18 protein-coding genes and 1 pseudogene are annotated in these 24,340 nt (G+C 55.6%); 12 read left to right on the top strand and 7 right to left on the bottom strand.

The features are described from left to right. Window positions 1–50: 50 nt before the first annotated feature. Genes NFS35_RS07465 through NFS35_RS07455 form a run of 3 tightly spaced genes read left to right on the top strand, consistent with a single transcriptional unit; the run spans window position 51 to window position 1,553 of the window. Window positions 51–452, top strand: coding sequence for a hypothetical protein (locus NFS35_RS07465; protein WP_251206498.1), 402 nt, complete (start codon window positions 51–53; stop codon window positions 450–452). A 13-nt stretch (window positions 453–465) separates the two neighbouring features. Next, window positions 466–732: a hypothetical protein gene (locus NFS35_RS07460; RefSeq protein ID WP_251206497.1), complete on the top strand. Its 267-nt coding sequence runs from the start codon at window positions 466–468 to the stop codon at window positions 730–732. 5 nt (window positions 733–737) lie between these two features. Continuing rightward, window positions 738–1,553, top strand: a complete 816-nt coding sequence (locus NFS35_RS07455) for a CotH kinase family protein (protein ID WP_251206496.1) — start codon at window positions 738–740, stop codon at window positions 1,551–1,553. Here NFS35_RS07455 and aspS read toward each other — a convergent pair. After that, window positions 1,550–2,884: an aspartate--tRNA(Asn) ligase gene (gene aspS, locus NFS35_RS07450; RefSeq protein ID WP_251206495.1), complete on the bottom strand. Its 1,335-nt coding sequence runs from the start codon at window positions 2,882–2,884 to the stop codon at window positions 1,550–1,552. The genes NFS35_RS07455 and aspS overlap by 4 nt on opposite strands. 282 nt (window positions 2,885–3,166) lie before the next feature. On the opposite strand from aspS, the pseudogene NFS35_RS29875 reads away from it, so the two are divergent. Together NFS35_RS29875 and NFS35_RS07445 are read left to right on the top strand one after the other, a co-directional pair. Further along, window positions 3,167–4,054, top strand: a pseudogene (locus NFS35_RS29875) (glycosyltransferase family 39 protein); the annotation flags it as partial. Window positions 4,055–4,060: 6 nt separating this feature from the next. Then, the gene (locus NFS35_RS07445; RefSeq protein WP_251206494.1) at window positions 4,061–5,059 is read left to right on the top strand and encodes a hypothetical protein; all 999 of its coding nucleotides are present in this window, start codon (window positions 4,061–4,063) and stop codon (window positions 5,057–5,059) included. 36 nt (window positions 5,060–5,095) lie between these two features. On the opposite strand, the gene NFS35_RS07440 is transcribed toward NFS35_RS07445, so the two are convergent. From NFS35_RS07440 to NFS35_RS07425, 4 genes are all read right to left on the bottom strand, one after another. Then, entirely contained in the window at window positions 5,096–7,318 is a 2,223-nt protein-coding gene (locus NFS35_RS07440; RefSeq protein WP_251206547.1) for an ABC transporter permease, read from the bottom strand. Window positions 7,319–7,338: 20 nt separating this feature from the next. Further along, window positions 7,339–8,019 (bottom strand): ABC transporter ATP-binding protein, encoded by a 681-nt coding sequence (locus NFS35_RS07435; RefSeq protein WP_251206493.1) that lies wholly within the window; start codon window positions 8,017–8,019, stop codon window positions 7,339–7,341. 111 nt (window positions 8,020–8,130) lie between these two features. Beyond that, entirely contained in the window at window positions 8,131–9,366 is a 1,236-nt protein-coding gene (locus tag NFS35_RS07430; RefSeq protein WP_251206492.1) for a sensor histidine kinase, read from the bottom strand. Continuing rightward, window positions 9,363–10,034 (bottom strand): response regulator transcription factor, encoded by a 672-nt coding sequence (locus tag NFS35_RS07425; RefSeq protein ID WP_251206491.1) that lies wholly within the window; start codon window positions 10,032–10,034, stop codon window positions 9,363–9,365. The genes NFS35_RS07430 and NFS35_RS07425 overlap by 4 nt, the downstream gene beginning before the upstream one ends. Window positions 10,035–10,391: 357 nt before the next feature. Between NFS35_RS07425 and NFS35_RS07420 the strand changes: the two genes are divergently transcribed. The 7 genes from NFS35_RS07420 to NFS35_RS07390 all read left to right on the top strand — a co-directional run bounded on the left by NFS35_RS07420 (window position 10,392) and on the right by NFS35_RS07390 (window position 20,391). Then, entirely contained in the window at window positions 10,392–12,311 is a 1,920-nt protein-coding gene (locus NFS35_RS07420; RefSeq protein ID WP_251206490.1) for an alpha-amylase family glycosyl hydrolase, read from the top strand. A gap of 191 nt (window positions 12,312–12,502) precedes the next feature. Further along, window positions 12,503–13,894, top strand: coding sequence for a FecR domain-containing protein (locus NFS35_RS07415; protein WP_251206489.1), 1,392 nt, complete (start codon window positions 12,503–12,505; stop codon window positions 13,892–13,894). 232 nt (window positions 13,895–14,126) lie between these two features. Then, window positions 14,127–14,687, top strand: a complete 561-nt coding sequence (locus NFS35_RS07410; RefSeq protein ID WP_251206488.1) for a carbonic anhydrase — start codon at window positions 14,127–14,129, stop codon at window positions 14,685–14,687. Window positions 14,688–15,013: 326 nt separating this feature from the next. Beyond that, window positions 15,014–17,206 carry an extracellular solute-binding protein gene (locus tag NFS35_RS07405; protein ID WP_251206487.1) on the top strand — a complete coding sequence of 731 codons (2,193 nt, stop codon included), beginning with the start codon at window positions 15,014–15,016 and terminating at the stop codon, window positions 17,204–17,206. Between the two features lie 393 nt (window positions 17,207–17,599). Beyond that, window positions 17,600–18,487 carry an arsenic efflux protein gene (locus tag NFS35_RS07400; RefSeq protein ID WP_251206486.1) on the top strand — a complete coding sequence of 296 codons (888 nt, stop codon included), beginning with the start codon at window positions 17,600–17,602 and terminating at the stop codon, window positions 18,485–18,487. Between the two features lie 81 nt (window positions 18,488–18,568). Next, window positions 18,569–19,156: a Fur family transcriptional regulator gene (locus tag NFS35_RS07395; protein ID WP_251206485.1), complete on the top strand. Its 588-nt coding sequence runs from the start codon at window positions 18,569–18,571 to the stop codon at window positions 19,154–19,156. A gap of 188 nt (window positions 19,157–19,344) precedes the next feature. Continuing rightward, complete coding sequence (locus NFS35_RS07390) at window positions 19,345–20,391, top strand: helix-turn-helix domain-containing protein (protein ID WP_251206484.1); 1,047 nt, start codon at window positions 19,345–19,347, stop codon at window positions 20,389–20,391. 273 nt (window positions 20,392–20,664) lie between these two features. On the opposite strand, the gene NFS35_RS07385 is transcribed toward NFS35_RS07390, so the two are convergent. Together NFS35_RS07385 and NFS35_RS28965 are read right to left on the bottom strand one after the other, a co-directional pair. Further along, window positions 20,665–22,503 carry a sensor histidine kinase gene (locus NFS35_RS07385; RefSeq protein WP_251206483.1) on the bottom strand — a complete coding sequence of 613 codons (1,839 nt, stop codon included), beginning with the start codon at window positions 22,501–22,503 and terminating at the stop codon, window positions 20,665–20,667. After that, a complete protein-coding gene (locus NFS35_RS28965; RefSeq protein ID WP_275564666.1) occupies window positions 22,500–24,143 on the bottom strand; it encodes a helix-turn-helix domain-containing protein in 1,644 nt (547 codons plus the stop codon). Before NFS35_RS28965 ends, NFS35_RS07385 begins: the two co-directional genes overlap by 4 nt. Between the last annotated feature and the right edge of the window lie 197 nt (window positions 24,144–24,340).

The raw sequence follows: 24,340 nt of genomic DNA, 5'->3' as shown, positions 1-24,340 counted from the left end.
GGGAATTTTTCCCGGCTGTACAGCACATAGCGGGCGGCGTGGAGGTTCAAATGTTAAAGAAGATGCAGCGGCGTTTTATTCTGGCGGCCATGGCGGCTTTCGGGACGGTCATGGTGGTCTGGCTTGTGGGAATCAATCTTGTGAATTATTACCGGACTACTTCCATGCGGGATGAGATGGCGGAAGAGCTTTTGCGGCGGGAGCAGAGGGCTTTCCGCAGGCCGGGGGCTGCGCTGCCCCCCATGGCGGATATGCCGGGGGGAGGGCCGGAGGCGGAGTTCACCACGCGTTTTTTTGCTGCCCATTGTGACCCGGCGGGGCATATCATATTCATATCGAGGGACCATATTTCCTCCATCGATGAGGAGCTGGCCGGGGAATATACGGAGACAGTCCTGTTAAAAGGAAAGGGGCTATTACGGGGACTACCGGTATCTGATCCGGGAGGATGAGACGGGGATTACGGTGTTGTTCCTGAATGTGGCGGATTCCCTGCAGGCCATGCGCACTTTGCTCTTTGTGTCCCTGGGCACAGGCATCGGCAGCCTGATTGTGGTCTTCGGGCTGATTGTGTTCTTTTCCCGGTATGCAATCCGTCCTTTTGCGGAAAATATCGAGCGGCAGAAGCGGTTCATCACAGATGCAGGACATGAGCTGAAGACGCCGATCACTTCCATTGCCGCCAGCGCTGATGTAGCCGCTATGGAGCATGAGGGGGATGAAATGTACTGAAATATATGGCGGTGCATGCCTTTTCAGTAAATCTGGACAGCCTGTCCGGCAACATGGCCCATAATTACTATCTGTATGAGTATAACGGGAAGCTGAATATTATCCCGTGGGATTATAATCTGTCCTTTGGCGGCATGGGAGGGAGCAGGGACGCGTCCGGGACGATCAATGATGCCATTGACACTCCTTTTCAGGGAACGGCGTTTTTTGATGCCTTGCTGGAGGACGAGGGGTATCTTGAGGAATATCATGAATATCTGCGGAAGCTGACGGAAGAATATGTCTCCGGCGGGAGATTTTCGCAGGTTTATCAGCGTATTCGGAGCCAGATTGATACATTGGTGGAAACCGACCCTGCGGCATTCTATTCCGGTGAAGAATATGGGGCAGCGGCGGAAATGCTGTACGAGACTGTGATATTGAGGGCGGAGAGCATCCGGGGACAGCTGGACGGCAGGATACCCTCTACAGACGCTGGACAGCAGGCGGATGCCTCTAACCTGGTTGACGCGTCGTCTATCGATATTGAGGTCATGGGGGCATTTGACAGAGGCGGAGGCGGTTTCCCGGGTCAGGGCGGCGAAGGCCATTTTGGCAGAGGCGGTGGAAAGCCGGGCGACACCGAAAATGCAGGCGCAGAGGCTGCAATCGGCGGGGAGGCTAGTCCGCCGGAGGGAATGGAAAGACCTGACGGTGACGCCGCATTCGGAGAGGAGTTCAGTCCGCCGGAGGGAATGGAGAGACCTGACGGTGACGCCGCTTCCGCAGGAGATTTTCAGCTGCCGGAGAGGGCAGGCAGAAAAAATAAGAGGCTTTGTTAAGGATTCAGACGGTTGGGCCCCCGGAAGAGGAACATGGCATCTTTGATGCCCAGGTTCAGCAGAAGCATGGTCAGCCGGTCTATGCCGATGCCGAACCCGCCGTGGGGCGGGCAGCCGTATTTGAAGAATTCCAGATAAAATCTCACATCCTCCTCAAGCCCTTTTTCCGCGGCCTGCTTTTTCAGGACATCGTAACGGTGCTCTCTCTGGGCTCCGGTGGTGATCTCCACGCCCCGCCAGATCAGGTCGTAGCCCATGGGGACGCCATTCTCGTCGCGCATGTGATAGAATGCCCTCTTTTCCGCATCAAAGCCTGTCACAAAGAGGAATTCGTGCCCATAGGTCTGCCGGACCCATCTGTAGCTGAGTTGCTCCGCCCATGTAGTCAGGTCGCCTTTCTCGGATTCGTCTACGGTATAGCCGTATTTTTTCTCCAGTTCTTCGTATAGATCGGCCAGGTCGATGATGGGGAAGGGAAGGGTGGGGACGATGACATCGGTGCCGAAGGTCTCCTTGATCCGGCTGCCGAACCTTTGGCTGATCTCCCCCAGCATGTGGGTCAACAGCTTCGCCTCCATGTCCATGACGTCCTGGTAGGAATCGATGTAGCTGAATTCCAGGTCGAAGCCCGTGAATTCGGTGGTGTGGCGGTTGGTATTGGATTTCTCCGCACGGAATACAGGGCCTACCTCAAAAATGCGTTCAAAGCCGCTGGCCATGGCCATCTGCTTATAGAACTGGGGGCTCTGGGCCAGGTAGGCGTTCCGGTCGAAATATTTGACCTCGAACACATCGGCCCCGCTTTCGCTGGCAGCGCCGATCAGCTTGGGCGTATGGATTTCCAGGAAATTCTGGTTCAGCAGAAACTGGCGCATGGAGTTCACCATGGCGGTCTGGATCTGGAACATCAGCTGGTTCTCATCGGTCCTTAGATCGATCCAGCGATAATCGATTCTCTGGTCGATGCTGGAGCGCTCTACCGCCTTTTTCTTCTTCGTGGCCGGGATGGCTTTCCGGGCGATGGGAAGGGCTTCCGCCACAGATTCGATCCGGATGCTTTCCGGAATCACTTCTACGCCGCCTAGCTTGACGTAATCATTGGACGCCACGTTTCCGATGACAGAGATGACGGAGTCCTCTGTCAACCGGGAAACGGCATCACATAGTTCGGGACGGGCCTCCTTTTCTATGGTAATCTGTATCTTTCCCGTGATGTCCTTTAAAACGATGAACGCCATGTATTTGCTGTCCCGCAGATTGTCCACGAAGCCCTGCACCAGAACCCTGTGCCCTGCGGCGGAGATGGCATCCGAAATGTATGTTCTTTCCATGTCTTTTTCCTCCTTAAGTTTCTCAATTGTAGCAGACTCCACAGGGTTTTGCAAGGTTTAAGTGCCTTTGCCGAGATTGCGCCTGTGCATTGATTGTCATTCATTGACCGGCCAATATGGTGCGTGCTGACCAGATGCTTATCAATAGCTGCGATGGAAAGTTTTCGGACTGCTTTTTGCGGCTAAAGCTGTTTACAAAATTTCCCGATTATGTTACTGTAGGCACAGTATGAGCATTATGGCTGTTGCCTGCAAGTCTTAGAAAATGGAGAGGGTATAAATATGTTATCGTCCTTTTTATTGCTGTATGCTAATTTGTGCGGAGAAGAGGAGCGTACCTATGCTTATATACGGGCCAGCACTCTTTGGACCTTATATCTGTTCGTTGTCACACAGCTGCTGTCCCTGCCCGGCCAGCTGCGCCCTGTGCCGCTGTTCTGTGTATGGTTTGGAACTGCCGTAGTGCTGCTTGGACTACTGATATATCGTAAAAAATACAGAAACCTGCTGCCGCATTTGGCTGAATTCACATTAGTCCGGGCAGAAATAGGGATATTGGCAGTTTTCGGGGGGACAGTACTGGTTTTTTCCCTGATTACAGTTCCCTATAACTGGGATTCCATGACCTATCATTTGCCGCGTATTGCCCACTGGGCACAGAACGGGTCTGTGGCGCACTATGCCACACATATTCTGCGTCAGATTTCCAGCCCTGTCTTGGCGGAATTTGTCAATCTGCATGTCTATGTGCTGACTGGCCAATCTGACATCTTATTAAATCTGCTGCAATGTGCCAGCTATTTGACAAGTGTCTGTATGATATACCAGATTACCCGAAAACTTCATGGTTCTCAGGGATTTAGCCTTTTGGCATCGCTGCTGTATATGGCTATGCCTATCGCCGTGTCAGAGGCGCTGACGACACAGACGGATCACTTTGCCGCCTTGTGGCTATTGTATTTTGTATATCTGCTGTTGGATTTCACGAGTCCTCAGAAAATCGTTTTTGATGGCCCCACAGTCCGTAAGGTTTGCACCATGGGATTTTGCGTCAGCCTGGGATATCTGGCTAAGCCTTCTGTATGCATTGCCATGGCCCTGTTTGTGCTGTGGCTGTTGCTGCACTGTATCTTGAGGAAAGATTCCCTGGTTTGCCTCTGTCGGCTTCTGGCCTGTGTGATTCCTGCAATTTTATTGCCGTTGATACCAGAGACATTGCGTAACCTGCAGACTTTTTCCGCTATTTCTGATTCTGGTGTAGGACGCCGCCAACTCATTGGAACGTTGCATCCATTGTATGTGATTGTAAATTTTTTGAAAAATTTTACTTTCAATCTGCCCAGCCGTTATCTGCCCGATAGTTCCAGTCTGATTCTGCGTCTAGTGCGCAAGATTGCGTTCCTGTTGCATGTGGATTTAAACGATGTTTCCATAGCTGAGGACGGAAGAGAATTTTTCGTACATGGAGCCGCGGAGTATGGCCATGATATGGCAGTGAATCCTTTGATTGTGTACTTGTTGGTGTTCTGCATACTTCTGGGCATATGGGCATGCCGCCGGTATTCTGTAAAAAGGATTGTATTGGGCTATTCTTTTATAGCTGCAATATGTTTTATGGTATTTTGTGCCGTTCTGCGCTGGGAGCCCTTTGTCAGCCGCTATATGCTTTCTTATCTGGCGCTGTTGTGTCCGCTGATTGCGATACAGCTTCAGAACCGGTTGCCGCGGATTCCGCGATATGCATTGGCCGCTGTGGTGATTTTGCTTTGTGTTGCAGACCTGTCATACCAGAGCATATACCACTGGACTATGGTGACAAAAAGGGAGGCCGGCCAACGCCCCGAGGGCTATTTCGCCAATCGTTTTGAGGAATACGAACCTTATGCCGCTGTGTGTGCAGCCATTGATGATGGCGGTTATAATTCGGTAGGTCTGTCCATGGGGGGTGATGATTATGAATACCCATTATGGCGAATGCTGCCGGATGAGGTTATGCGTATAGAACATGTGGGCGTCACCAATCAGTCCGCTGGTTACGCTGATGGTTCATTCCAACCGGATTGCATTGTGTGGTTGGGAACAGAGCCTGATGCTCCTTATGAATACAATGGGAAAACATATGAAAAATGCAGGGAGTGTGGGGAGGGGCATTATCTGCTGTACTCCTCCCCATAATACCTGTCTGTAACAACAGGAATAGTCATGGCCTTCTCACATCATCGTATCATCCCGCAGGACCTGCGCCAGATTGATTCGGCGCACCTGCCGCCAGCCAAGAAAATAGGCCAGCGCCACCGTCCCCCAGATGGCCAGCAGGAAAACAGTAATCGGAAAGAAAGGGGTCTGGGCGAGAAATTCCCCTGCGTCCACATAGCTTGCCCTCAGCATGAACCAGACGGCAAAGACTGCCGGCGGGAGAGTGAACAGCACCGGACGGCAGGCCAGAACCGAAGCCTCTATCAGGAACATTTTCCGGATGCTCTCCGGCGTCAGGCCCACGGACATATATCTGGCGAATTCTCTTTTCCGCTGACGGACAAAGCCCATGGTATTGGAAAATACATTGCCGATGCCGATGATGGCAAGCAGGACGCAGAAGCCGCCCAGGATAGCCTTGAAGCCCGCCATCTGGAGGTCATTGGTTTCCTGTTTCTGGATCCGGTTCTCGCTTTCAAGGGAGTATTTCGGGCTCAGGAGCCGGCTGATTTCGTCCTGCAGGGCATTCAGGTCGGCCAGGGATGCATTTTCGGCGGCAAGGACACAGATAAGGACATCCTCTTCCGTTCCTCCTATCTGTCCCCTGATTTCTTCCCACAGAGAGACAGGAAGGAAATGTACCAGTTCATAGTAGTCAAGGGTCGCGTATTCCTCCCGCAGGGCAGGCGTTTCCTCTGTATAGGACACAATGGGAACCTCTGCCTTAATTTCTGTATTACCATATTGCCTTAAAATGCTGACGGCGCTTTCGGCCCCGCCGGATGCTTTCAGATAGGGCATATAATCCGGATGCCGAAAGTCCGGATTGGTCACATCGCGGATCTGATTGAGCACCACTGCCCCGTCAAGCCGTGGCGAGGCGCCGATCTGCCCGCAGTAGGATAGAAAGCTGGCGTCATCCAGGATGACAATGGGGGCGTTCACCAGCCAGCCGGCATCTGTCTGAGATACATAGTTGCCAGCGGCATGGGAAAATCCGCCGAAAGATTTCATATCCTCGCTGATTTCGTCTTCGGTGACCAGCCTTTTTGCCGCGGCCCTTTGATAGACGATGGCATTCTCCGCGCCGGGAAGTTCCTGTATTTCGGCTGTTTCCGCAAAAGAGTCCAGGGCTGCGTCCTTTATTGTCACATAGATATCCCAGACATTCAGGTATCTCTCAAAATAGGTCTCTCTTGTGCTGATTTCGGAGAGCGAGAAAAAGCACTGCATCATCGTAAAGGCCAGGAAAGAGAACACAAGGGACAGGGACGCGGTCCGCAGGGCTTTCCGCTGTGCTTTCAGCGCGTTTCCGGCCAGTTCTCCCGGGGTGCCGAACAAACAGGAGAGGATGGGGGATTTCTTCCTGCGCTTCAGATGCAGCTCATCCACGTTTTTGATTGCCTCCAGAGGGGTCAGCCTGCTTAATTTCCTGGCCGGGAGCCAGGCGGAAATCCATATGGTGAGGACAGTCACCAACAGGGTCAGCCCCAGGACAAGAGGATGATAGCCAAAGTCCGATTCATGCCGTCCCGGCACATTGCTCCCCAGCAGAATATTTGACAGATTCACAAGCGCCATGCTCAGCAGGATTCCCAGCAAATTGCCGATTATCACAGGCAGGGCGCACAGCGCGGCCGCCTCCTGCAAAAGACAGGCCCGTATCTGCCTGGGCGTAGCGCCGATGCTGGAGAAGATGCCGAACTGGTGGATTCTGGCATTCATGGTCACAGCGAAAGAATTGTGTATGATGACGATCAGCGAAAACGAGGCAAAAGCCGTTATCAGCAGAAACAGGGGAAACAGCATCCGCGGCGCAGGGTCTGAAGGGTCGCGCACCAGATACATGGCCAGGAGCGAGTGGTGGTAAGTGACCGCATCCGGCGAGACTCCCACTGCCTGGGCAATCCGGGGCATATCTTCCAGGACGGAGGATATATCGGTAAAATAAATATCAATAACCGTCCCTCCGCCGTTTCCTGCCTGGTTTGCCACAACCTCTTTCACATTGGCAAAATTCTGTATGGCATCGATTGCCTCCGGATTCAGCTCTCCGGCGATCCGGCTGTGCCACCCTCCCTCTTCCAGCTCCAGCCGCTCGATTTCATATTTCCACATATTATAGAATGACCCGCACAGCAGGGACAGAAGCAATGCAGAGATAAATGCCGCTATGGTGACGGCCAGGCCTGACGTCCGGTTGTTCCTGACATAGCCGGAGGAATAATCTTTCCACATATTCAATTGAGACATCGATTTCACCTCCGCTTTTCGTCGCTGACGATGTGCCCATCGTTCAGGGTGATGATGCGCTCTGCCTCCAGAGCCACCTTTTCGTCATGGGTGATCAGAATGATGGTCTGTTCCAGATTGCGGTTAGAGAGCTTCAGCATGTCGATGATCTCCCTGGAATTCTTCTGGTCCAGGTTTCCCGTGGGCTCGTCCGCTAAAAGCAGCGCCGGACGGTAGATCAGAGAGCGCGCGATGGCCACCCTCTGCTGCTGGCCGCCCGAGAGCTGGTTGGGCAGGGCATCGAGCTTCTCGGAGAGGCCCAGGGAGCCCACCACTTTGTCAAAGTACTCCTGATTGGGCTTTTTCTTGTCGAGAGCCAGGGGCATCAGGATATTCTTCCGCACGGTGAGGGTGGGGATCAGGTTGTAGAATTGGTACACCAGACCTACCTTTCTGCGGCGGAAAATCGCTGCCTGGGTGGGATTTAGGCCCGCAAGGTCAGTGCCGTCTATGGTCACCTTTCCGCTCGTGGGCTTGTCCACGGTGCCCAGGATATGCAGCAGGGTGGACTTGCCTGAGCCGGAGGCCCCTATGATTGCCACGAATTCCCCCTTGCTTACCGACAGATCGATTCCGTCCAGCGCGGCTACCTGGTTGCCGCGGTCTCCGTAAGTCTTTCGGACGCTTTCACATTTTAAGATTTCCATTTTCTGTTGTCTCCTTTCCTGCAATAGTAGCGTTATTGCAGTGCTATTGCCAGGGGAATGCCCCCTGGCTGACCGGGTCATAAATACAGTATAGCAAACGAAAGTTACAGCTCAGTGACGGTAGAAGCGAATTTCAAAACGGGCGCCGCCGCCCGGCATGTTTTCGGCCTGTATGGTTCCGTTCTGGCGCTCGATGATTTCTTTTGACAGGGCAAGCCCGATGCCGATGCCGCCCTCCCCGGCGTTCCGGCCTCTGTAGAATCGTTTAAAAAGATATGGGATATCGTCTTTCTGGAAACCGTCCCCCTCATCCCAGATCAGGATTTCCGTGTACAGAGGATTCTGGGCATAGGAGCAGTGGATGGTTCCGCCTTTTGCATGCTCCATGCAGTTTTTCATCAGATTCATGACTGCCTCCATGGTCCAGTCCAGATCGGCGGTGACGGCCATCTCTCCCAGTTCCGGGATATGGATGGAGGTCCCGGAACCGGCGAACAGTTCCCGCAGATTGTCCGCGGCCAGGACCAGCAGGGTAAAGACATCCACTTCCGTCTTCTGAAAAGGCAATGTGCCTGCATCGATTCGTGACAGGACAAGCAGGGCCTCTTCCAGGCGGGTCAGCCGCAGGAGCTGTTTTTCCACCTGGGCCAGCTGGCTGTCATGGGGCGACTGGCGCATCATCTGGACAGACAGGGAGATGGCGGTGATGGGGGTCTTGATCTGATGGGCGATATTGGACAGGTTTTCCGCGAAGGCGTTCTTTGCCTGGACTGCATCGTCCCTGGTCTGGTAGAGAAAGGTCACGGTCTTGTAGATTTCATCCTCCAGCTTGGAAAATTCATCCTCTCCGGAGGCGGAAAGCACCGGGGCATTCCCGATATTGACCTCTTCCAGATAGGCCGCGAGAGCCTGGATGCGGGCAGCCTCTTTTTTGTTCCGATAGAGAAAGGTAAGGAGAAAGAGCAGGATTCCCGCCAGAAGCCCTGCCAATGGGAATAAGAAATTCCGCGGGGAACGCGTATCTGTAAAGTCCCCGGCACGGTATCCGAGTTCGGACAGAAAATCCTTTTGCGCTATGCCATTGCTGTCTGCCGCATTGCTGCCCGCAGAGTCGTTGTCCGCAGCGCCTCCGCCCCCGGTCCGGGCGGTGTATTCTTTTAAAGCGGAAGCGATTATTTTTTCGGACTCCGGCGCCTGTGCCAGCATTTCCCCGCAGACGGCGTCCAGCATCTCGAACTGCAGCCTGCCGTAGTGGCGGGAGAGGAGCGCGGCCGTCAGGGCACAGGAAACCAGACTGACGCAGAGCATGAACCCGAAAGTGAGTAAGAAGTCTTTTCTGCCGCTCATATGGTATCCTCCATGCGGTATCCCACGCTCCTGACCGTCTTCAGGCAGGCCGGCTGGGAGAGCTTGTCCCGCAGCCGCTTCATGGTCACGGTCAGAGTGTTGTCATTTACGTAATTGCCGTTCATGTCCCACACCTGTTCCAGGATTTTCTCTCTGGTGACGGTTCTTCCCTTGTTCTGTATTAAGTATAAAAGAAGTTGGTATTCCAAAATGCTCAGGCCGATTTCCTCTCCCTGGCAGGAGACAGTCATGCGGCTGCGGTCGATGACGATGCCGCCGCAGGAGAGATATTGCCCGGCTGTGTCTCTGGTCCTGCGCAGCAGGGCCAGGATACGGGAATACAGCACCTCCAGCTCAAAGGGCTTCACCACATAATCGTCCGCGCCGCTTTTGAAGCCGGAGACGATATCCGCGCTGTCTCCCCGGACAGTGAGGAATATCACCGGCAGCTCTTTCCAGCGGCTGCGGATCCACTGGCACAGCCTGTCCCCGCGGCCGTCCGGCATGTTCCAGTCGAGCAGCACCAGCGTGGGCACATTGGCCTGCAGAGTCTGCCTTGCCTGGGCAAGAGTGGCGCATACGGTCACGCGAAAGCCTTTCTGCGCCAGATATTGCTTTACAGTATCCGCGATATCTGGATTGTCCTCCACATAACATAATTCAATCATTTCCGGTTTCCGCCTTATCTCATTATCTGTTTATGATTTACACTGAAAATTACTGGAATTTGCCAAGTGACCCGGCTTGGACATCGCGGCAAATTTCTTCTTCCATGAGTATATTATAACAGAAAATGATTACAGTTTGATGACAGATTTTGTAACCCTGCGCTGAAACGTGCCAGAGATTGACGTATTTTAGATAAAAGATTAACATAAATTCATCCTGCATGCCGGCGGATTGCCGTGAAGAGTTGACTATTTCGAGAATTCGGATTATACTGGAAAAGGAAATACGAAAATGCGGCAATGGCCGCAGAAAGCATCAGCTGCCGCAAACGGCAGCTGAATAGGAGGAAACGCGACATGGCATGGTACGACGAGGCAATATTTTACCATATCTACCCCCTGGGGCTTACAGGGGCACCGAAAGAAAATTCATATGCAGAGCCGGTGCGCCGGCTGAACACCCTGATTCCCTGGATAGCGCACATAAAGGAAATCGGCTGCAACGCAATCTATATCGGGCCCCTGTTCGAGTCCGTGGGGCACGGATATGAGACCACGGATTACAAAAAGCTGGACAGCCGCCTGGGCACCAACGAGGATCTGACGAACTATGTGGCGGAGTGCCACAGGCAGGGCATCCGGGTCATCCTGGACGGCGTGTTCAACCACACCGGGAGGGACTTCTTCGCTTTTAAGGACATCCGGGAGAAACGGGAGAATTCCCCGTATAAGGACTGGTACCGCAATGTGAACTTCTGGGGGAACAACCAGTACAACGACGGCTTTTCCTATGAGAACTGGGGCGGCTACGACCTGCTGGCCAAGCTGAATCAGCAGAATCCCGCGGTGAGGGACTATATCTGCGATGTAGTGCGGTTCTGGGTCAGCGAGTTCGACATCGACGGCATAAGGCTGGACGCGGCGGATGTGCTGGATTTCGATTATATGAAAGCGCTGCGCCGTGTGGCAGACGAGGTGAAGCCGGAGTTCTGGCTCATGGGCGAGGTCATCCACGGGGACTATACCCGCTGGGTCAACGAGGGGACGCTGCACTCCGTCACCAATTACCATCTGCACAAGGCCCTGTACTCCGGGCACAACGACCACAATTACTTCGAGATTGCCCATACGGTGAAGCGTCTCTACGGCATGGGAGGGAACCGGCCAGACGGGCTGAAGCTGTACAATTTCGTGGACAACCATGACGTGGAGCGGATCTACACGAAGCTGAGCAACAAGGCCCATTTCGCGCCGGTACATGTGCTGCTGTACACGCTGCCCGGCGTGCCTTCTGTCTATTATGGCTCGGAATTCGGAATAGAGGGTAAAAAGGAACGATATTCCGATGATTCCCTGCGCCCTGCGCTCTCCCTGGCGGATTTCGGCGACGCTCTGGAGAAGAACGCCTGCACCCGCCTGATTGCGGCGCTGGGCAAGGCGCGGCAGAAGATAAAGGCGCTTTCCTACGGGGACTATCAGGAGCTGCTGCTGACCAACCGCCAGTACGCTTTCTCCAGGAACTGTAATGGAGAGTCCGTCCTGGTCACGGTGAACAATGACGACAGCGACTATGTGATGACCCTGCCTGCGGGGAACACGGCGGAATATATCGGCGCGCTCAGCGGCCAGCGGGTGAGCGTGGCAGGAGGCCATATCGCCGTGAACGTAAAGGCAAATTCCGGGGAGATCTGGGTGCCGGAAAACGGGGAGTGGACAGAGGATCTGCCCCAGGGCGCTTCCGATAAAGAAGCGGGGGAGACTGCCGCTCAAAGCCCTGGGCAGCCCGGGGCCGGAGAGACGGCTCAGGATGCCGGACAGAAGGTATCCGGCGGGGAAGCGGCGAAAGAATCCACCGCGGTAAACGAGGCTCAGCAGAACAGCGCCGGCACAGAAAGGGCCGCATGGGAAGCCGGGGGGAAAGCATCCGGCAAAGAGGGTGTCCTCGGGGAAACAGCGCAGAAATCGTCCGGCGCAGGGGAAAATACCCGGGATGGGGCCTGCGGCGGGAAAGCCGAAGCGACAGAGCCGTCCGGGGCAGCAGAATCCGCCCTGGCAGGCGCGGCAGGGCAGGAGACGGCACACGGCCCTGCGGACGGAAAAGCCGCCGCGGAAGAGGCCGTGAAGAAAGTGTTCGAGGAGGGAAAAATCGCCGGACTGCAGGAGGCGATCCTGGCCATCATGGAAAAGAACGGGCCCATTACCGATCAGATGCGCAGGGACGTGACGGAGAACGTGTACCATGACTCCCTGATAGCCTGGGTGAAGAGCTTCCGCTGAGAAATGCGGCGGGAGCCGGACCTGGCATAACAGGCCGGACTCCCGCGGTTTCAGGAAGCGGAATCAGGTGCAAGTCAGAAAGGTTCCTGGAAAAACAGGGGAATCGGCAGGAACGGCTTCCGAAAATCCGCACGATAAGCGGCCTGGAGACTCCGGGAGGATACACGAATGCAAAGGAGTAATAAACAGAAATGAAATATCACAACAATGTCTTTTTCCGCGCCGTCACAGCCCTGCTGGCAGCAGCCTTTCTGCTTTCCTGCACGGCCTGCGGCGGGACGGCGGCGACCACCATTGAGCTTTTAAGGACACAGGGCGAAGTGGCCGTGGCGGACAAGGATGGCAAGGGCGTCTCGATTATCGAGGGCCTGAAGCTCTACAGCGGATATCAGGTAGACACCCGCTCCGAGAGCTATGCCTGGATCAACCTTGACGATACGAAGCTGGCCAAGATGGACGCGCAAAGCCAGGTGGAAATTCAAAAAGAGGGCAAATATCTGGAAGTCCTGGTTCATTCCGGCAGTCTCTTCTTCAATGTGGCCGAGCCCCTTGAAGAAGACGAATCCATGGACATCCGGAATTCTACGATGGTAGTCGGCATCCGGGGCACCTGCGGCTTTGTGGAATCGCCGGATGCGCAGCATATGAATGTCTATCTTCTGGAGGGAAAGGTGGAATGTACGATTTCCAGTCCGGAGGGCGAGATCCTGCAGACAGCTACGATAAAGGCCGGGGAGACGGCGCAGCTTGTCTATGCCGGGGAAGACAGCTCCATCACAGTCTCGTCCTTTACCATTGATGATGTTCCGGAGTATGTGGCGGAAGAGATTGCAGATGCGGGCAATGCCGAAATAGATGCCCTGATAGAGGAGCTGGAGCGGCAGAAAGAGGAGTTGCTGGAGCAGCAGCAGAAAGAAGAAGAAAATGCCAGAATCCTGGACCGCCAGCGCCGGGAAGCGCTTCTGGAAGCGCTGAATACATACAGCCCTGAAGAAGCCATGTACGCCGCGCTTGGGGATCTGAACGGGGACGGCACAGAGGATTTGCTGATATTTGGAAAGGGCATTTTTGAAGAATCTGGACGTACACGCTATGATTTCACCTTTACGGCCCTAATCTGGGATGGCACCGAAGTGCAGCGTATACCATTGGAGCAAGGCGGTACGAGTGATTTGGGATATGCTGCCGTTGGAGTAGCGGTATACCGGGAGAGGACAACAGGTGCACTCTATGTCCGCCACAATTTGGGCATGGTTGGATGGAGTGAGAGCAATTTTGAAAACGCAGTGGACTATGTGAGTTTTGTCTATCCCGATGATCCTTTTGCCAGCGGAGAAATGGGTAGAGAGCCGACTGCGGAAGAGGCTGCCGAAATGGAAAGAAGAATCAGACAGGTAGATCAGGAGATAGACACTCGTTTCGAGGTGTTCGATCCTCTGGAATTCCCGATAGAAAATAATCAGCCTAGAGTGGATTACTGGGCCTGGGAGTCTTATTGGAATAGGGGTCGCACAGATATGCCGGGCTATCCGCCGTTCCATGCCTCCGTAGAAGAGGTCAGGCAGAGTCTATCTGCCCCATAGGACACCCGCCGCTATCCGGCTGTAACCAATGCCGGCAAAACCCTGTCCCGAAAGCGGTGTGCCGCCCTGGGACTGCCGCCAGGCCTGTGGGCGCCCAAATGCAGATTTTCCGCGTTTCGGGCGCAGCGGCTGGCGCCTTGCCTGAACCGTGAGCCCTGTCTGAACCGTTGCGAAATGCTTTGACAACCATCAGGCAGAATGTTATAATTTTAACAAAAAGGAGGATTGTACCATGTCACATCAAGCTAATATTTCCGCAGAGGAAGCGCTGAAGAAGCTGCAGGGCGGAAATGAAAAATACCTGACCTCTTCCACAGGCACAGGGGACATCTCCCCCGCGATTCGTAAGGATACCTGTGAGAACGGCCAGCACCCCTACGCCATTGTAGTCACCTGTTCGGACTCCCGCGTGATTCCCGAGAGCATCTTCTCCGCGGGCATCGGCGAGCTGTTCACCATTCGGGTAGCCGGAAATGTCATGGACGACAACCAGCTGGGCAGCGTGGAGTACGCGGCGGATCATCTGGGCTGCAACCTGGTGGTGGTTCTGGGCCACACCCACTGCGGCGCGGTAGGCGCAGCCATCGGCGGGGGCGCGGGGGGCTTCATCAAGTCCATCACGGATGAGATCATGGCCGCCATCGGAGGCGAGAAGGACGATTACAAGGCCTGCTGCCTGAACGTGGACAACAGCGTGAAGAAGATTCAGGAGAATATCCGCATCTCCGGCCTGAAAGCCATAGGCGCCGTCTACCATATCGAGGACGGCCGTGTGGAATTTAAAGAGCAGTAAAATCAAGGCGGCCGTTTGAACTGCCGCGGCAGAACAGAAAAGTTGAAAGAGGAGCATGCCCGGGATGTGACAGCGGGCATGCTTTTTTTATACTGCTTAACAGTTAAAATTTCCGGGTAACCCGACGCCTCGTGGGAGAGGCGGAAGGGAGAGAGCCGGAACCGGATAGCCCCAGGGAAGAGCTGATCCGGCAGGAAGACGGTGACCCGCAGCAGCCTTAATATATTATCAACCCATTCTTAACCGACAGTTAAGATTTGCCTGCGGCAGACGGCTTATAATAAACAGGCAGCATATCAAGAGAGCTGTGGAAAGAGGGAATGGGCATGAGACATGTGAAAGGAATTGCGGCGCTTTTGAGCCTGGCGGTACTGGCAGGGACGCTTACCGGATGCGGGAAAAAGGACACAGGGGGAAGCGTCATGACAGAACAGCAAAAAGGCCGCTGGACGGAGGCCGGGGAAGAGCTGCCGGAGGAACTGGCATCCTGGGAACTGAGGCAGATAAATGCCATAGACGGTGAGATACATCTGCTGGCATCGAAAGAGGAAGAGGGAAAAACGGTCTTCTCGGAATGGGTGCGGCAGGAGGGAGGCTTTGCGGACAGGACACAGGACTGGCTGGCCTGTCTGGAGCTGGACTGCGGGGAAAACATGAATGTCACTTTGCTCCAGGGAGGCAGCGGCACGCAGTATCTTCTGGCCACCTGCGCAGCAGAGGGGGAGGATTCCTACAGGAGCCGTCTGTGGAAGGGCGAGGGCGCCCAGGCCAGGGATATCACGCCCGCGCAGTGGACGGTTCTGAATGAGGAGTGGGGCGCGTACGAGAGCGTCCGGGGCATTGCGGCGCTGGAGGACGGCACGCTGTTCGCCCTCTCTTACACCTCCACGGCCGTCCTGTCGGGAGAGGACGGACATATACTGGAGAGCGGGCAGTTGTCCGCGCAATATAATGACGCCCTGGCGTCGGACGGCAAAAATATCTATCTGTGCACCGGTGAGAATACGGACATGCAGATAGAGAAGCGGGAAAACGGCAAAGGAAGCAGCGGCGCCACAATTGATTCACCCACTGCCAGCGCTTTCGGAACCGTGCTCTGCGCCGCAGATGACGGCGCCCTGATCGCTGCAGACAGGGACGGCATATTCCGCTGCGGCGCGGGGGAGGATGCCTGGGAGAAGCTGCTGGACGGCCTGGAGACAGATTTTGCCATGACAGACTGCTGGTGCATGGGCCTGGCCATGTCAAAGGAGGGGGACATTTATGCGCTGTTCCGGGAATCCGGAGGCGGCGCCAGGCTGAACCGGTACGCCTATGATCCGGATGCGGTGGTGGAGGTAAAGGAGGAGCTGAAGCTGTACACGGTTTTCGAGAGCCCTTTGCTGCAGCAGGCGGCTGTCCTGTACCATAAGGAGCATCCGGAGATCCGTATTACCATTCAATATGCCTATTCCGCCTATGAGGATGAGAGTGTGGACTACAATACTGTCTACCAGGGGCTCAATACCCTGCTCATGGGCGAGGACGCGCCGGACATCCTGGTGCTGGACGGGCTGGACATGGATTCATTCATTGATAAGGGACTGCTTGTGGACATCGGCACAGTGGTGGCGCCCATGGAGGAGAAAGGAGAGCTTCTGTCCGGAATTACGGGCTCTTATGTGCGGGAGGACGGACACAGATATACCGTGCCTCTGCAGTTCGGCTTCAACATGGCCATGGGCAGGGACATCGGGGAGGCGGACATGGCTTCGCTGGAGTCCCTGGCACAGTTCCTGTCAGGGACGCAGGACAGTTATCTGGGCCCGCAGACGGTAGACGAGCTGGTGGATAAGTTCTATCCCTATTTCTGCGGGGACATTGTAAAAGGGAAACGGCTGGATACGGAGACCCTGGCCGGAAAGCTGGAATGCCTGAAGCGCATCGCGGACAACTGCGGCATCACGGACCGCAGGGACAAGGGGGAGCATGCCTATAATATGTGGGATCTGGCCTCCGGGGCGAAGATGGCGTTTGAAAGGGCTACCGGCTTTAAGAACTGCATGTTCCCCATAGCCATGGTGGATTATATCAGGGGGAGTTTCACCGCCTATGAGAACAGCTTCATACCGCTGCTGCAGACAGGGATATGCGCGAAGAGTCCTTATCAGGACACGGCTATGGATTTTCTGGGGCTGGCCCTGTCGGAGCGGATTCAGGATACGGATCACTATCTGGGATTTCCGGTGAACCTGGCCTCCCTGGAGAAGCAGGCCCGTGAAGACCGCTCGGAGTCCCAGGCATATACCTCCATAGAGGCAGAGGGCAGCGAGGTGGAGTTTGCCATCAAATGCTACTCCGACGAGATGGCGGACGCGCTGGTGGCCATATGCAAAGGCCTGGATAAGCCCATGGCGGAGGACGCGAAGATACGGGAGGTGCTGATCGAAGCGCTGGGCGCGTATCTGGAGGGCTCCCAGACCACTGAGGCCACGGTTCTGAAGATAGAGGACGGGCTGAAGATGTATCTGGCGGAGTGAGGACATAGATGTAGGCGTCTACCGGTGCGGCAGGGGCGCTCTATGGCCGGAAGCCGCAGGCACAGTGGCCTTGCGCAGGCGTGACCTGACCGGATGGGAAACCCGGTGGCGGGCGCGACAGCCCGGGCAGGCCGCTGAACTGTCGCCCGACTGCTCCGGGGATGAAAAAGATATGCGGCAGGTATTGACAAAAGACGGAAAAATGTGTTATAGTCCCAGATGCAAATGAGTCGCATTTGCATCTGGGACTTTGCGGTTTGGCTGTAAAGCCCGGATAGATATATGCAGCTATCGGAAAAGATTGTTCTTTCGGCAATGGGCCGGACGGCCATGACTGCAGCCGGATGATTGATTCTGCCCAATGGCTGTCTTTGAACAGAAAGGATGTGTGCAATGCTGCATTTAATAGAAGACGCTCTCATAGACAGCACGAAGCTTGTCCCTTTTTTATTCCTGACCTACCTTGTGATGGAGTACCTGGAGCACAGGACAGGGGAGCATGCCAGGAAGCTCATCAGGCGGCCCGGAGCGGTGGACGCGGGGCGCTCCCCCCGCAGGCGTTCTGCCCGGAGCCTTGCCGCGCCAGTCATCGGCGGGCTGCTGGGGGCATTGCCCCAGTGCGGTTTCTCCGCGGCGGCGTCGAACCTGTATGCCGGGCGGGTCATTACCCTGGGCACCCTGATGGCGATTTATCTGTCCACTTCCGATGAGATGCTGCCCATTTTGGTTTCCGAGCAGGCCCCTGCGGGCATGATTCTGAAGATTCTGGCGGGCAAGGCCGTCATCGGCATGGCGGCGGGGCTTGCCGTGGATTTGCTGTGCCGGAAAGGGGACGGGAATCAGGAGGGCATCCGCGACATCTGTGAGCAGGAGCACTGCCACTGTGAGAAAGGGATTCTGCGCTCCGCCCTGTCCCATACGGTGAAAATCGCGTTTTTCATCCTGGCGGTGAATTTAGGGCTGAATCTGGTCCTGCATTACCTGGGGGAGGACGCCCTGGGGAATCTGATTCTGAACAGGCCCATTGCCGGCCCTGTGCTGGCGGGGCTGGTGGGCCTGATACCGAACTGCGCCGGGTCTGTGGCGATCACGCAGCTGTATCTGGCGGGCACCATGGGGCTGGGGGCCGCCATGGCAGGGCTGCTGGCGGGCTCCGGCGTAGGGGTGCTGGTTCTGTTCCGGGTCAACCACGACCGGCGGGAGAACCTGAAGATACTGGGGCTGCTGTACGCAATCGGCGTGGCGGCGGGGATTGCCATGGAATGGATCGGAATCGCGTGAAGCCGATTCGTCCCGTGCAGGGATTCTGCCAGGCACGGCTTCTGCGCCGTCTGCCCGGCGGGCTGTAAATGCGCCAGGCGGGTGAAGGAGCAGTCCGGCAGGATTCTGGCAGCTGGTTTGGCGGCACGGATTGCGGAAAAGGAGCAGGAGGAGACGGCCATGAACAGGAAATGGAAGATTCCCGCTGAGGGAATGCCCTATGCGGACTGCGGAAAGGAGATATCCTATCCCCGGGGATTAAAGTGGACGAAACAGAGAAAGAGTGTGTACAAAGTGCTCTGGGAGACGGCGGAGCCCCTTAGCGCCATACAGATCTATCAGCGTATGTCAGCCCGTGAGGATGACGGGGCCCAGGCAGAATATGCCGTCTCTACGGTCTACCGTATCCTGGCGGCTTTTGAGGAGAAGGGCCTGGTGGAGAAAAGCACCTGGATGGAGGACGGAACCGCGGTCTACAGCCTGAACCGGGGAGGCCATACCCACTATGCGGTGTGCCTGAACTGCCGCAATCGGATACCTCTGCGGAACTGCCCTTTCAGCCATGTCCGCCTGGAGGAGGGGCTGGGAGGCTTTACGGTCACAGGGCATAAGCTGGAGTTATACGGGTACTGTAAGGCATGCGGGAAAAGCGCCCCGGGGCATCCCTGCGAGGACGACTCACACGGCTAGCGCAGGCGGTGCCATAGCATGATGATTTTCCTCCATAATCAGGAAGCATGTTGAGCCCCGGTTAATTTATATGAACGATATTTAACGTATGCTCAGTTGCAGTCCTGGCTCCCATCTGATAGGATAAAGACAGCAAAGGCCGATGCGGATGAAAAAAGAGGGATTCACAGCGAAAAGGAGATCATGCTATGGAGATAGGTCAGGTAATACGGAAATACCGGAAAGAAAAGAACATGACCCAGGAGGAGATGGCCAGGAGGCTGGGAGTGACGGCTCCCGCGGTGAACAAGTGGGAGAACGGCGCGTCCGCCCCGGACATCGCCCTGCTCGCCCCCATCGCCAGGCTGCTGGGCATCACCACGGATGCGCTGCTGAGCTTTAGAGAGGAGCTGACGGAGGAGGAAATCCGCCGGTTCGTCCAGGAGGCGGACGAGAGGCTGCAGAGGGAGAGCTATGAGGAGAGCTTTGCCTGGGCCAGGGGCGTGCTGGAGCAGTATCCCAACTGCGACAGCCTGACCTGGCAGCTGGCGCTCCTGCTGGACGCGCATCGCCTGATGAAAGAGATTCCGGCGGAGGCGGCAGAGCAGTATGACGCTTATATCAGCTCCTGGTATGCCCGGGCGCTGGAGAGCAAGGATGAGGACATCAGGCTCCATGGCGCGGCGGGTCTGTACGGATTCTATTTCAGGAAAGAAGAATATGACAGGGCGGAGGAATATCTTGCGTACTATTCCGGCCAGGATCCGGAGCGGAAGAGGCGGCAGGGCGATATCTGCAGCAGGACAGGGCGCATCCGGGAAGCCATGAAGATATACGAGGAGCTTGTGTTCTCGGGATACCATAATCTGCAGATCGCCCTCCAGAGCATCTGCCAGCTGGCAATGCGGGAAAATGACATGGAGAGGGTCCGCTTTATCGTGGAGAAGCAGACAGCTTTGGCCCGTCTGCTGGAGATAGGCCAGTACCAGGAGGCCTGCCTGGAGATAGATCTGGCGGTTTACAGGAAAGACGCGGAGGCCACTTTGCGGATCGCGCATAAGCTCCTGTCAGGCATAGAGGATCTCGCCAGCTACAGCCGGTCGCCGCTATATGAGCATATGGAGTTCAGGGAGCCGCGGGAGGAATTCGGGAAAAAGATCAAAGAGACATTGATAAAGGGTCTTCTGGATGAGGAGAAGTTCGAATACATGAAAGGGGAGGCGCGCTGGCAGGAGCTGCTGGAAACGCTGCGGTAGGACAGAATATTGTATCAAACCGTTTACGCGGCGGCACATCCCGAGAACGAATGAGCGGCATCAAATAATGCTTGCAGTTAAAAGCCGGCCCAAAGAACAGGGCCCATATGCGGGAGACGAACAGGGCAGAGCAGAAATGGATGGCTGTTCTGCATGATGAACCGGACGACCTGCCAGAGGAGGGAATCATAGAACAGGCCGCCGGGCTTCATGCGGAAATCATAGATTGCAGACCGGAAGAGCCGGTATCCTTATTGACAAGGGAAAATGCATTCACGCTGTGGTGGGGCCAGGGGGAAAGGGCGGAGCCGGCAGACGGATATCCACCGTGGTCCCTTCCCCCGGCGCGCTCTGGATCCGCAGGCCATACCGGGGGCCATAATTCAGCGTGAGCCTCCGGTTGACATTGGAGAGACCGATATGTCTGCTGTCGGTGCCGGTATTCTCCCTCGGCTCCAGTGAAGATTGAACCTGCCGGAGCGTCTCCGCATCCATGCCGCCGCCGTCATCCGTAACGCTGATCGTGAGCGCGTCCCCCTCTGTCCGTGCCGTGACGCAGACTGTCAGCACCGGTCCATCAGGGATATAACCATGCCGGACGCAGTTTTCTACGATGGGCTGCAGGGTCAGCGGCGGAATCGGGACGCTTTCCAGTTCCGGGGCCAGCGAAATGTCCAGGCAGACCTGGCTGCCGAACTGGTGGCTCAGAATCAGCAGATATTTTTTCAGATAATGGATTTCCTTTCCCAGCGGAATGGGGCCGATATTCTCCCGGAAGACAGGAAGGAGGATTTCCGCCAGCGCCGCGATGCATTCCTCCAGGTCATTCGCATGGTAGGAGAGAGCCATCCACTTGAACGTGTTCAGCACATTGAAGATGAAATGGGGGTTTATCTGCGCCCGCAAGGCGAGGATTTCCTGGACATGGAGGGCCTTCTCCGCTTTCCGGTTTTCCTCGTCCATCCTTGCCAGGGCCTGGGACATAAGGTTGAAATGCCGGATTACATTCCCCAGCTCATTGCGCAGGGGAGACTCGATCTGTACGCCCAGCCTGCCGGACTCCAGTTCTCCCATTTTCTGGCAGAGGGCATCGAGGGGTTTCAGGCAGCGATAGATCCAGTACCGCATGAAAGCCAGGGCTATGACGCCGCACAGGACGAACGCCAGAACGAAGACGATTTCCAGAGCGGCGGCATCCTGGCGGTTTTCGCTGTCCGAGATGTATTTTACAATGGTAAGCCCGCTGTCTTTGCAGCGCATATAGACGGCCTGTCCGGTGGTGCCATGGAGGGATGCGGAGAACTGCCCCATTGCATTGTTCCCCTCCGCCAGTGGCGAGAGATCTGGTCCCGCTTCGTCTAAAGCATCTGTGGTATAGAGAAGAGACAGATCCCTGTCCAGCAGAAATGCGAAGCTGTCCTCTCCGAAGCAGGATCGGAGAAGGGAGTCGAGCATCTGTGTGTTGAGGTTGATGATCACGACTCGCTTGCGGCGGTTCCGATAGGAACTGCCGGAAGCGCAGCCTACGGTAATCAGTGGGAGGTTCTCCGCCGAGGGATTGAGATATCCATGGAATTCGTTGATTTCATGCCCCGCGGTGAAGAGAATCTGATAGACAGAGCTGCAGATTTCCTTATAGAAATCGGACTGCATGATCGGAACCGTCTCCCTGGTATCGGATGTGATGGAGTTGGTGATTATGGTGCTGATGAATGCATTGTCATTGATATAGAGAAATACGGAATCAATATATCGGTTGCTCCGCGCCATGCCTGTCATCAGGGTATGGATGTTGCTCACATGGGAGAAGTATTCATAGTCCATGTGGGTGCTGTGTTCGCTGGCGATGGCGAGGACATCCTGGTCGTACAGCAGGAGGTTTACATTGGAGCACAGGCTGTCATAAATCAGGGAGATTTGTTCCTGCGCATTTTGCAGCTGGATAAAGGCGGCATCTTTGTCGCGCTCGGAGAGGATGGACATGGTGTGGCGCCAGATGTAATGCAGCCCCAGCACCATCACTACCAGCAGGATTGCAGCCGTGCCCAGGGATATCTGCCAGGCCAGGGACATTTTCCGTTTCAGGAATAGCTCGCGCATATGAAGTTTCATGTCGCATCCTCCTCCCTTGCCGGTTCATTGGCGGAGCCTGTCTGGCCTTTTTTGACCGGCTGCTGCCTGTCCCCGGAAAACGTTCCGCCGTATCTTGCCGCAGGCATCCATTGCCTCGTTCCGCTGTCCTGCCGCTGGGCCGATGACCGATATTCGTTTGGCGTCACCTTGGCGTGATGCTTGAACAGCCGGTAAAAATAGATGTCCTGGGCAAATCCCAGCGAGGCGGCAATCTCGTTTACAGACTGATCCGTACTGCGCAGCAGCAGCTTCGCGCGCTCGATGCGCACGGAATTGATATAGCTGATGGGGCTCTGGTTCATCACCCGGCGGAACAGCGTGCTTAAGTAGGCCGGGTTCAGGTGGATATGTTCCGCAATCTCATTGAGCGACAGCGGGTGGTCCAGATTGTCATGGATGTAATGGAGCGCTTCTTTCACGCAGTCCGGCATCTGCCTGGAGAAAGAGGACAGGTTCAGGACGTCTGTGGCGTACTCTTCAAAACAGGCGATGGATTCCCTGAGCGTCTCGCTTTCCGAAATCCTGCGGGTACAGGCGACACAGTTTTCCTCCAGAGAATCCCTGGCGCTGTCCGTCTGCATGGACAGCCATACGGCCACAGCCGACAAAGCTTCCTGAAAGGAGCCGGAATCCGGATAGCTCCGGGAGGTGACCTGCCGGATGCGGGACTCGTAACTGTCCACAAATTTTTGGGGCACATGGAAAAAGGCGTTCGGGAGGGCCAGCAGCCGGATGGCGATATCCTCCGGGACAAGGAAGCCCTCCTGGCCGACATAAAGGGAGGGGCATGCGCCGGTGAAATAGCATAGATCCAGCCCCTTCCCTGCCTGTCGCACCGCCTCAGCCAGACTGCCCGGCCCTTGTGCCCATCCGCTCATGCCGGCCCGCATCCCGCCGCTGCCGCCGGCGGACAGCTCCGCGCACAGGCGTGGCAGGGCGATGGACAGACGCTCCGCGTTTTCCTGGTTCAACAGAAAGGCGCAGCATCCAGGTGAGATGCGCAGGATTTCTGCGTCCGCGCCGGAGCATGCCTTGATTGTCCGCTGCAGGATTTCGTGGTCAGGCAGCAGGGAATCTTTCCGGGGCAGGCATAGAAGCAGTATGGCATAGTTCTCCTCTGGAGAGATGCCGGCTGTGAGCAGGGCAGCTACGGCATCCTCCGGCGAAAGGGCTCCCCCGTGCTTCAGAATCTGTATCGCTTTTTCAGCGGAACTGGTATCTTGCGAAAGCCGTTCCTTGTCCAGGTCCCTGGTGGTGTTTTGGAGGATTTTCTGGATGTCACGGCAGCTGGCAGTCGCTTTCAGGAAATAATGGGACACCCCCATATTCAGCGCCTGCTGGGCCTGGGCGAAATCATCGATGCAGGTCATGATGATAATGCGCGTTTTCGCGTCCTCCTCCCGCTCCCGGATGTTCCGGATCAGCGTGAGCCCGTCCATGACGGGCATACTCAAATCGGTCAGGATGATATCCGGGCGTTCACGGAGATACACCTCGTAAGCTTCCCTGCCGTTCGCCGCCTCATATACCCTGTCGATGCCGGCCCCAGTCCAGTCCAGCATATCGCGCATGCTGTGGAGGGCAAACAGTTCGTCTTCTACAATCAAAGCTGAATACATATAATTCACCGCCATTCTTCTGTAACCGTTCTTCTATGTAAGCGTACTCATGGAAACATCCCGCTTTCTCCTTCCGGCAGCAGCTGATTTTCGACTTGCCTGCTTTCTGAGAGCGCTCCTGTATTCTGATTATATCAAAAGGATTTTACCAAAACAATATACATTTTATTAGTTTCGCCTAAAGAATGGTTAGCTAT

The organism is Acetatifactor aquisgranensis, from assembly GCF_943193215.1.
In the GTDB taxonomy this organism is placed as follows: domain Bacteria; phylum Bacillota; class Clostridia; order Lachnospirales; family Lachnospiraceae; genus Acetatifactor; species Acetatifactor aquisgranensis.
The sequence above is the reverse complement of the archived record's forward strand: the minus strand, read 5'-3'. Positions and strand labels throughout refer to the sequence as shown.

Bases quoted from the DNA above. Each gene is read 5' to 3' on its own strand.
- NFS35_RS07465 (WP_251206498.1), top strand. From the start codon at position 51: ATGTTAAAGAAGATGCAGCGGCGTTTTATTCTGGCGGCCATGGCGGCT.
- NFS35_RS07455 (WP_251206496.1), top strand. From the start codon at position 738: ATGGCGGTGCATGCCTTTTCAGTAAATCTGGACAGCCTGTCCGGCAAC.
- aspS (WP_251206495.1), bottom strand. From the start codon at position 2,884: ATGGAAAGAACATACATTTCGGATGCCATCTCCGCCGCAGGGCACAGG.
- NFS35_RS07440 (WP_251206547.1), bottom strand. From the start codon at position 7,318: ATGTGGAAAGATTATTCCTCCGGCTATGTCAGGAACAACCGGACGTCA.
- NFS35_RS07435 (WP_251206493.1), bottom strand. From the start codon at position 8,019: ATGGAAATCTTAAAATGTGAAAGCGTCCGAAAGACTTACGGAGACCGC.
- NFS35_RS07430 (WP_251206492.1), bottom strand. From the start codon at position 9,366: ATGAGCGGCAGAAAAGACTTCTTACTCACTTTCGGGTTCATGCTCTGC.
- NFS35_RS07425 (WP_251206491.1), bottom strand. From the start codon at position 10,034: ATGATTGAATTATGTTATGTGGAGGACAATCCAGATATCGCGGATACT.
- NFS35_RS07420 (WP_251206490.1), top strand. From the start codon at position 10,392: ATGGCATGGTACGACGAGGCAATATTTTACCATATCTACCCCCTGGGG.
- NFS35_RS07415 (WP_251206489.1), top strand. From the start codon at position 12,503: ATGAAATATCACAACAATGTCTTTTTCCGCGCCGTCACAGCCCTGCTG.
- NFS35_RS07410 (WP_251206488.1), top strand. From the start codon at position 14,127: ATGTCACATCAAGCTAATATTTCCGCAGAGGAAGCGCTGAAGAAGCTG.
- NFS35_RS07405 (WP_251206487.1), top strand. From the start codon at position 15,014: ATGAGACATGTGAAAGGAATTGCGGCGCTTTTGAGCCTGGCGGTACTG.
- NFS35_RS07400 (WP_251206486.1), top strand. From the start codon at position 17,600: ATGCTGCATTTAATAGAAGACGCTCTCATAGACAGCACGAAGCTTGTC.
- NFS35_RS07390 (WP_251206484.1), top strand. From the start codon at position 19,345: ATGGAGATAGGTCAGGTAATACGGAAATACCGGAAAGAAAAGAACATG.
- NFS35_RS07385 (WP_251206483.1), bottom strand. From the start codon at position 22,503: ATGAAACTTCATATGCGCGAGCTATTCCTGAAACGGAAAATGTCCCTG.
- NFS35_RS28965 (WP_275564666.1), bottom strand. From the start codon at position 24,143: ATGTATTCAGCTTTGATTGTAGAAGACGAACTGTTTGCCCTCCACAGC.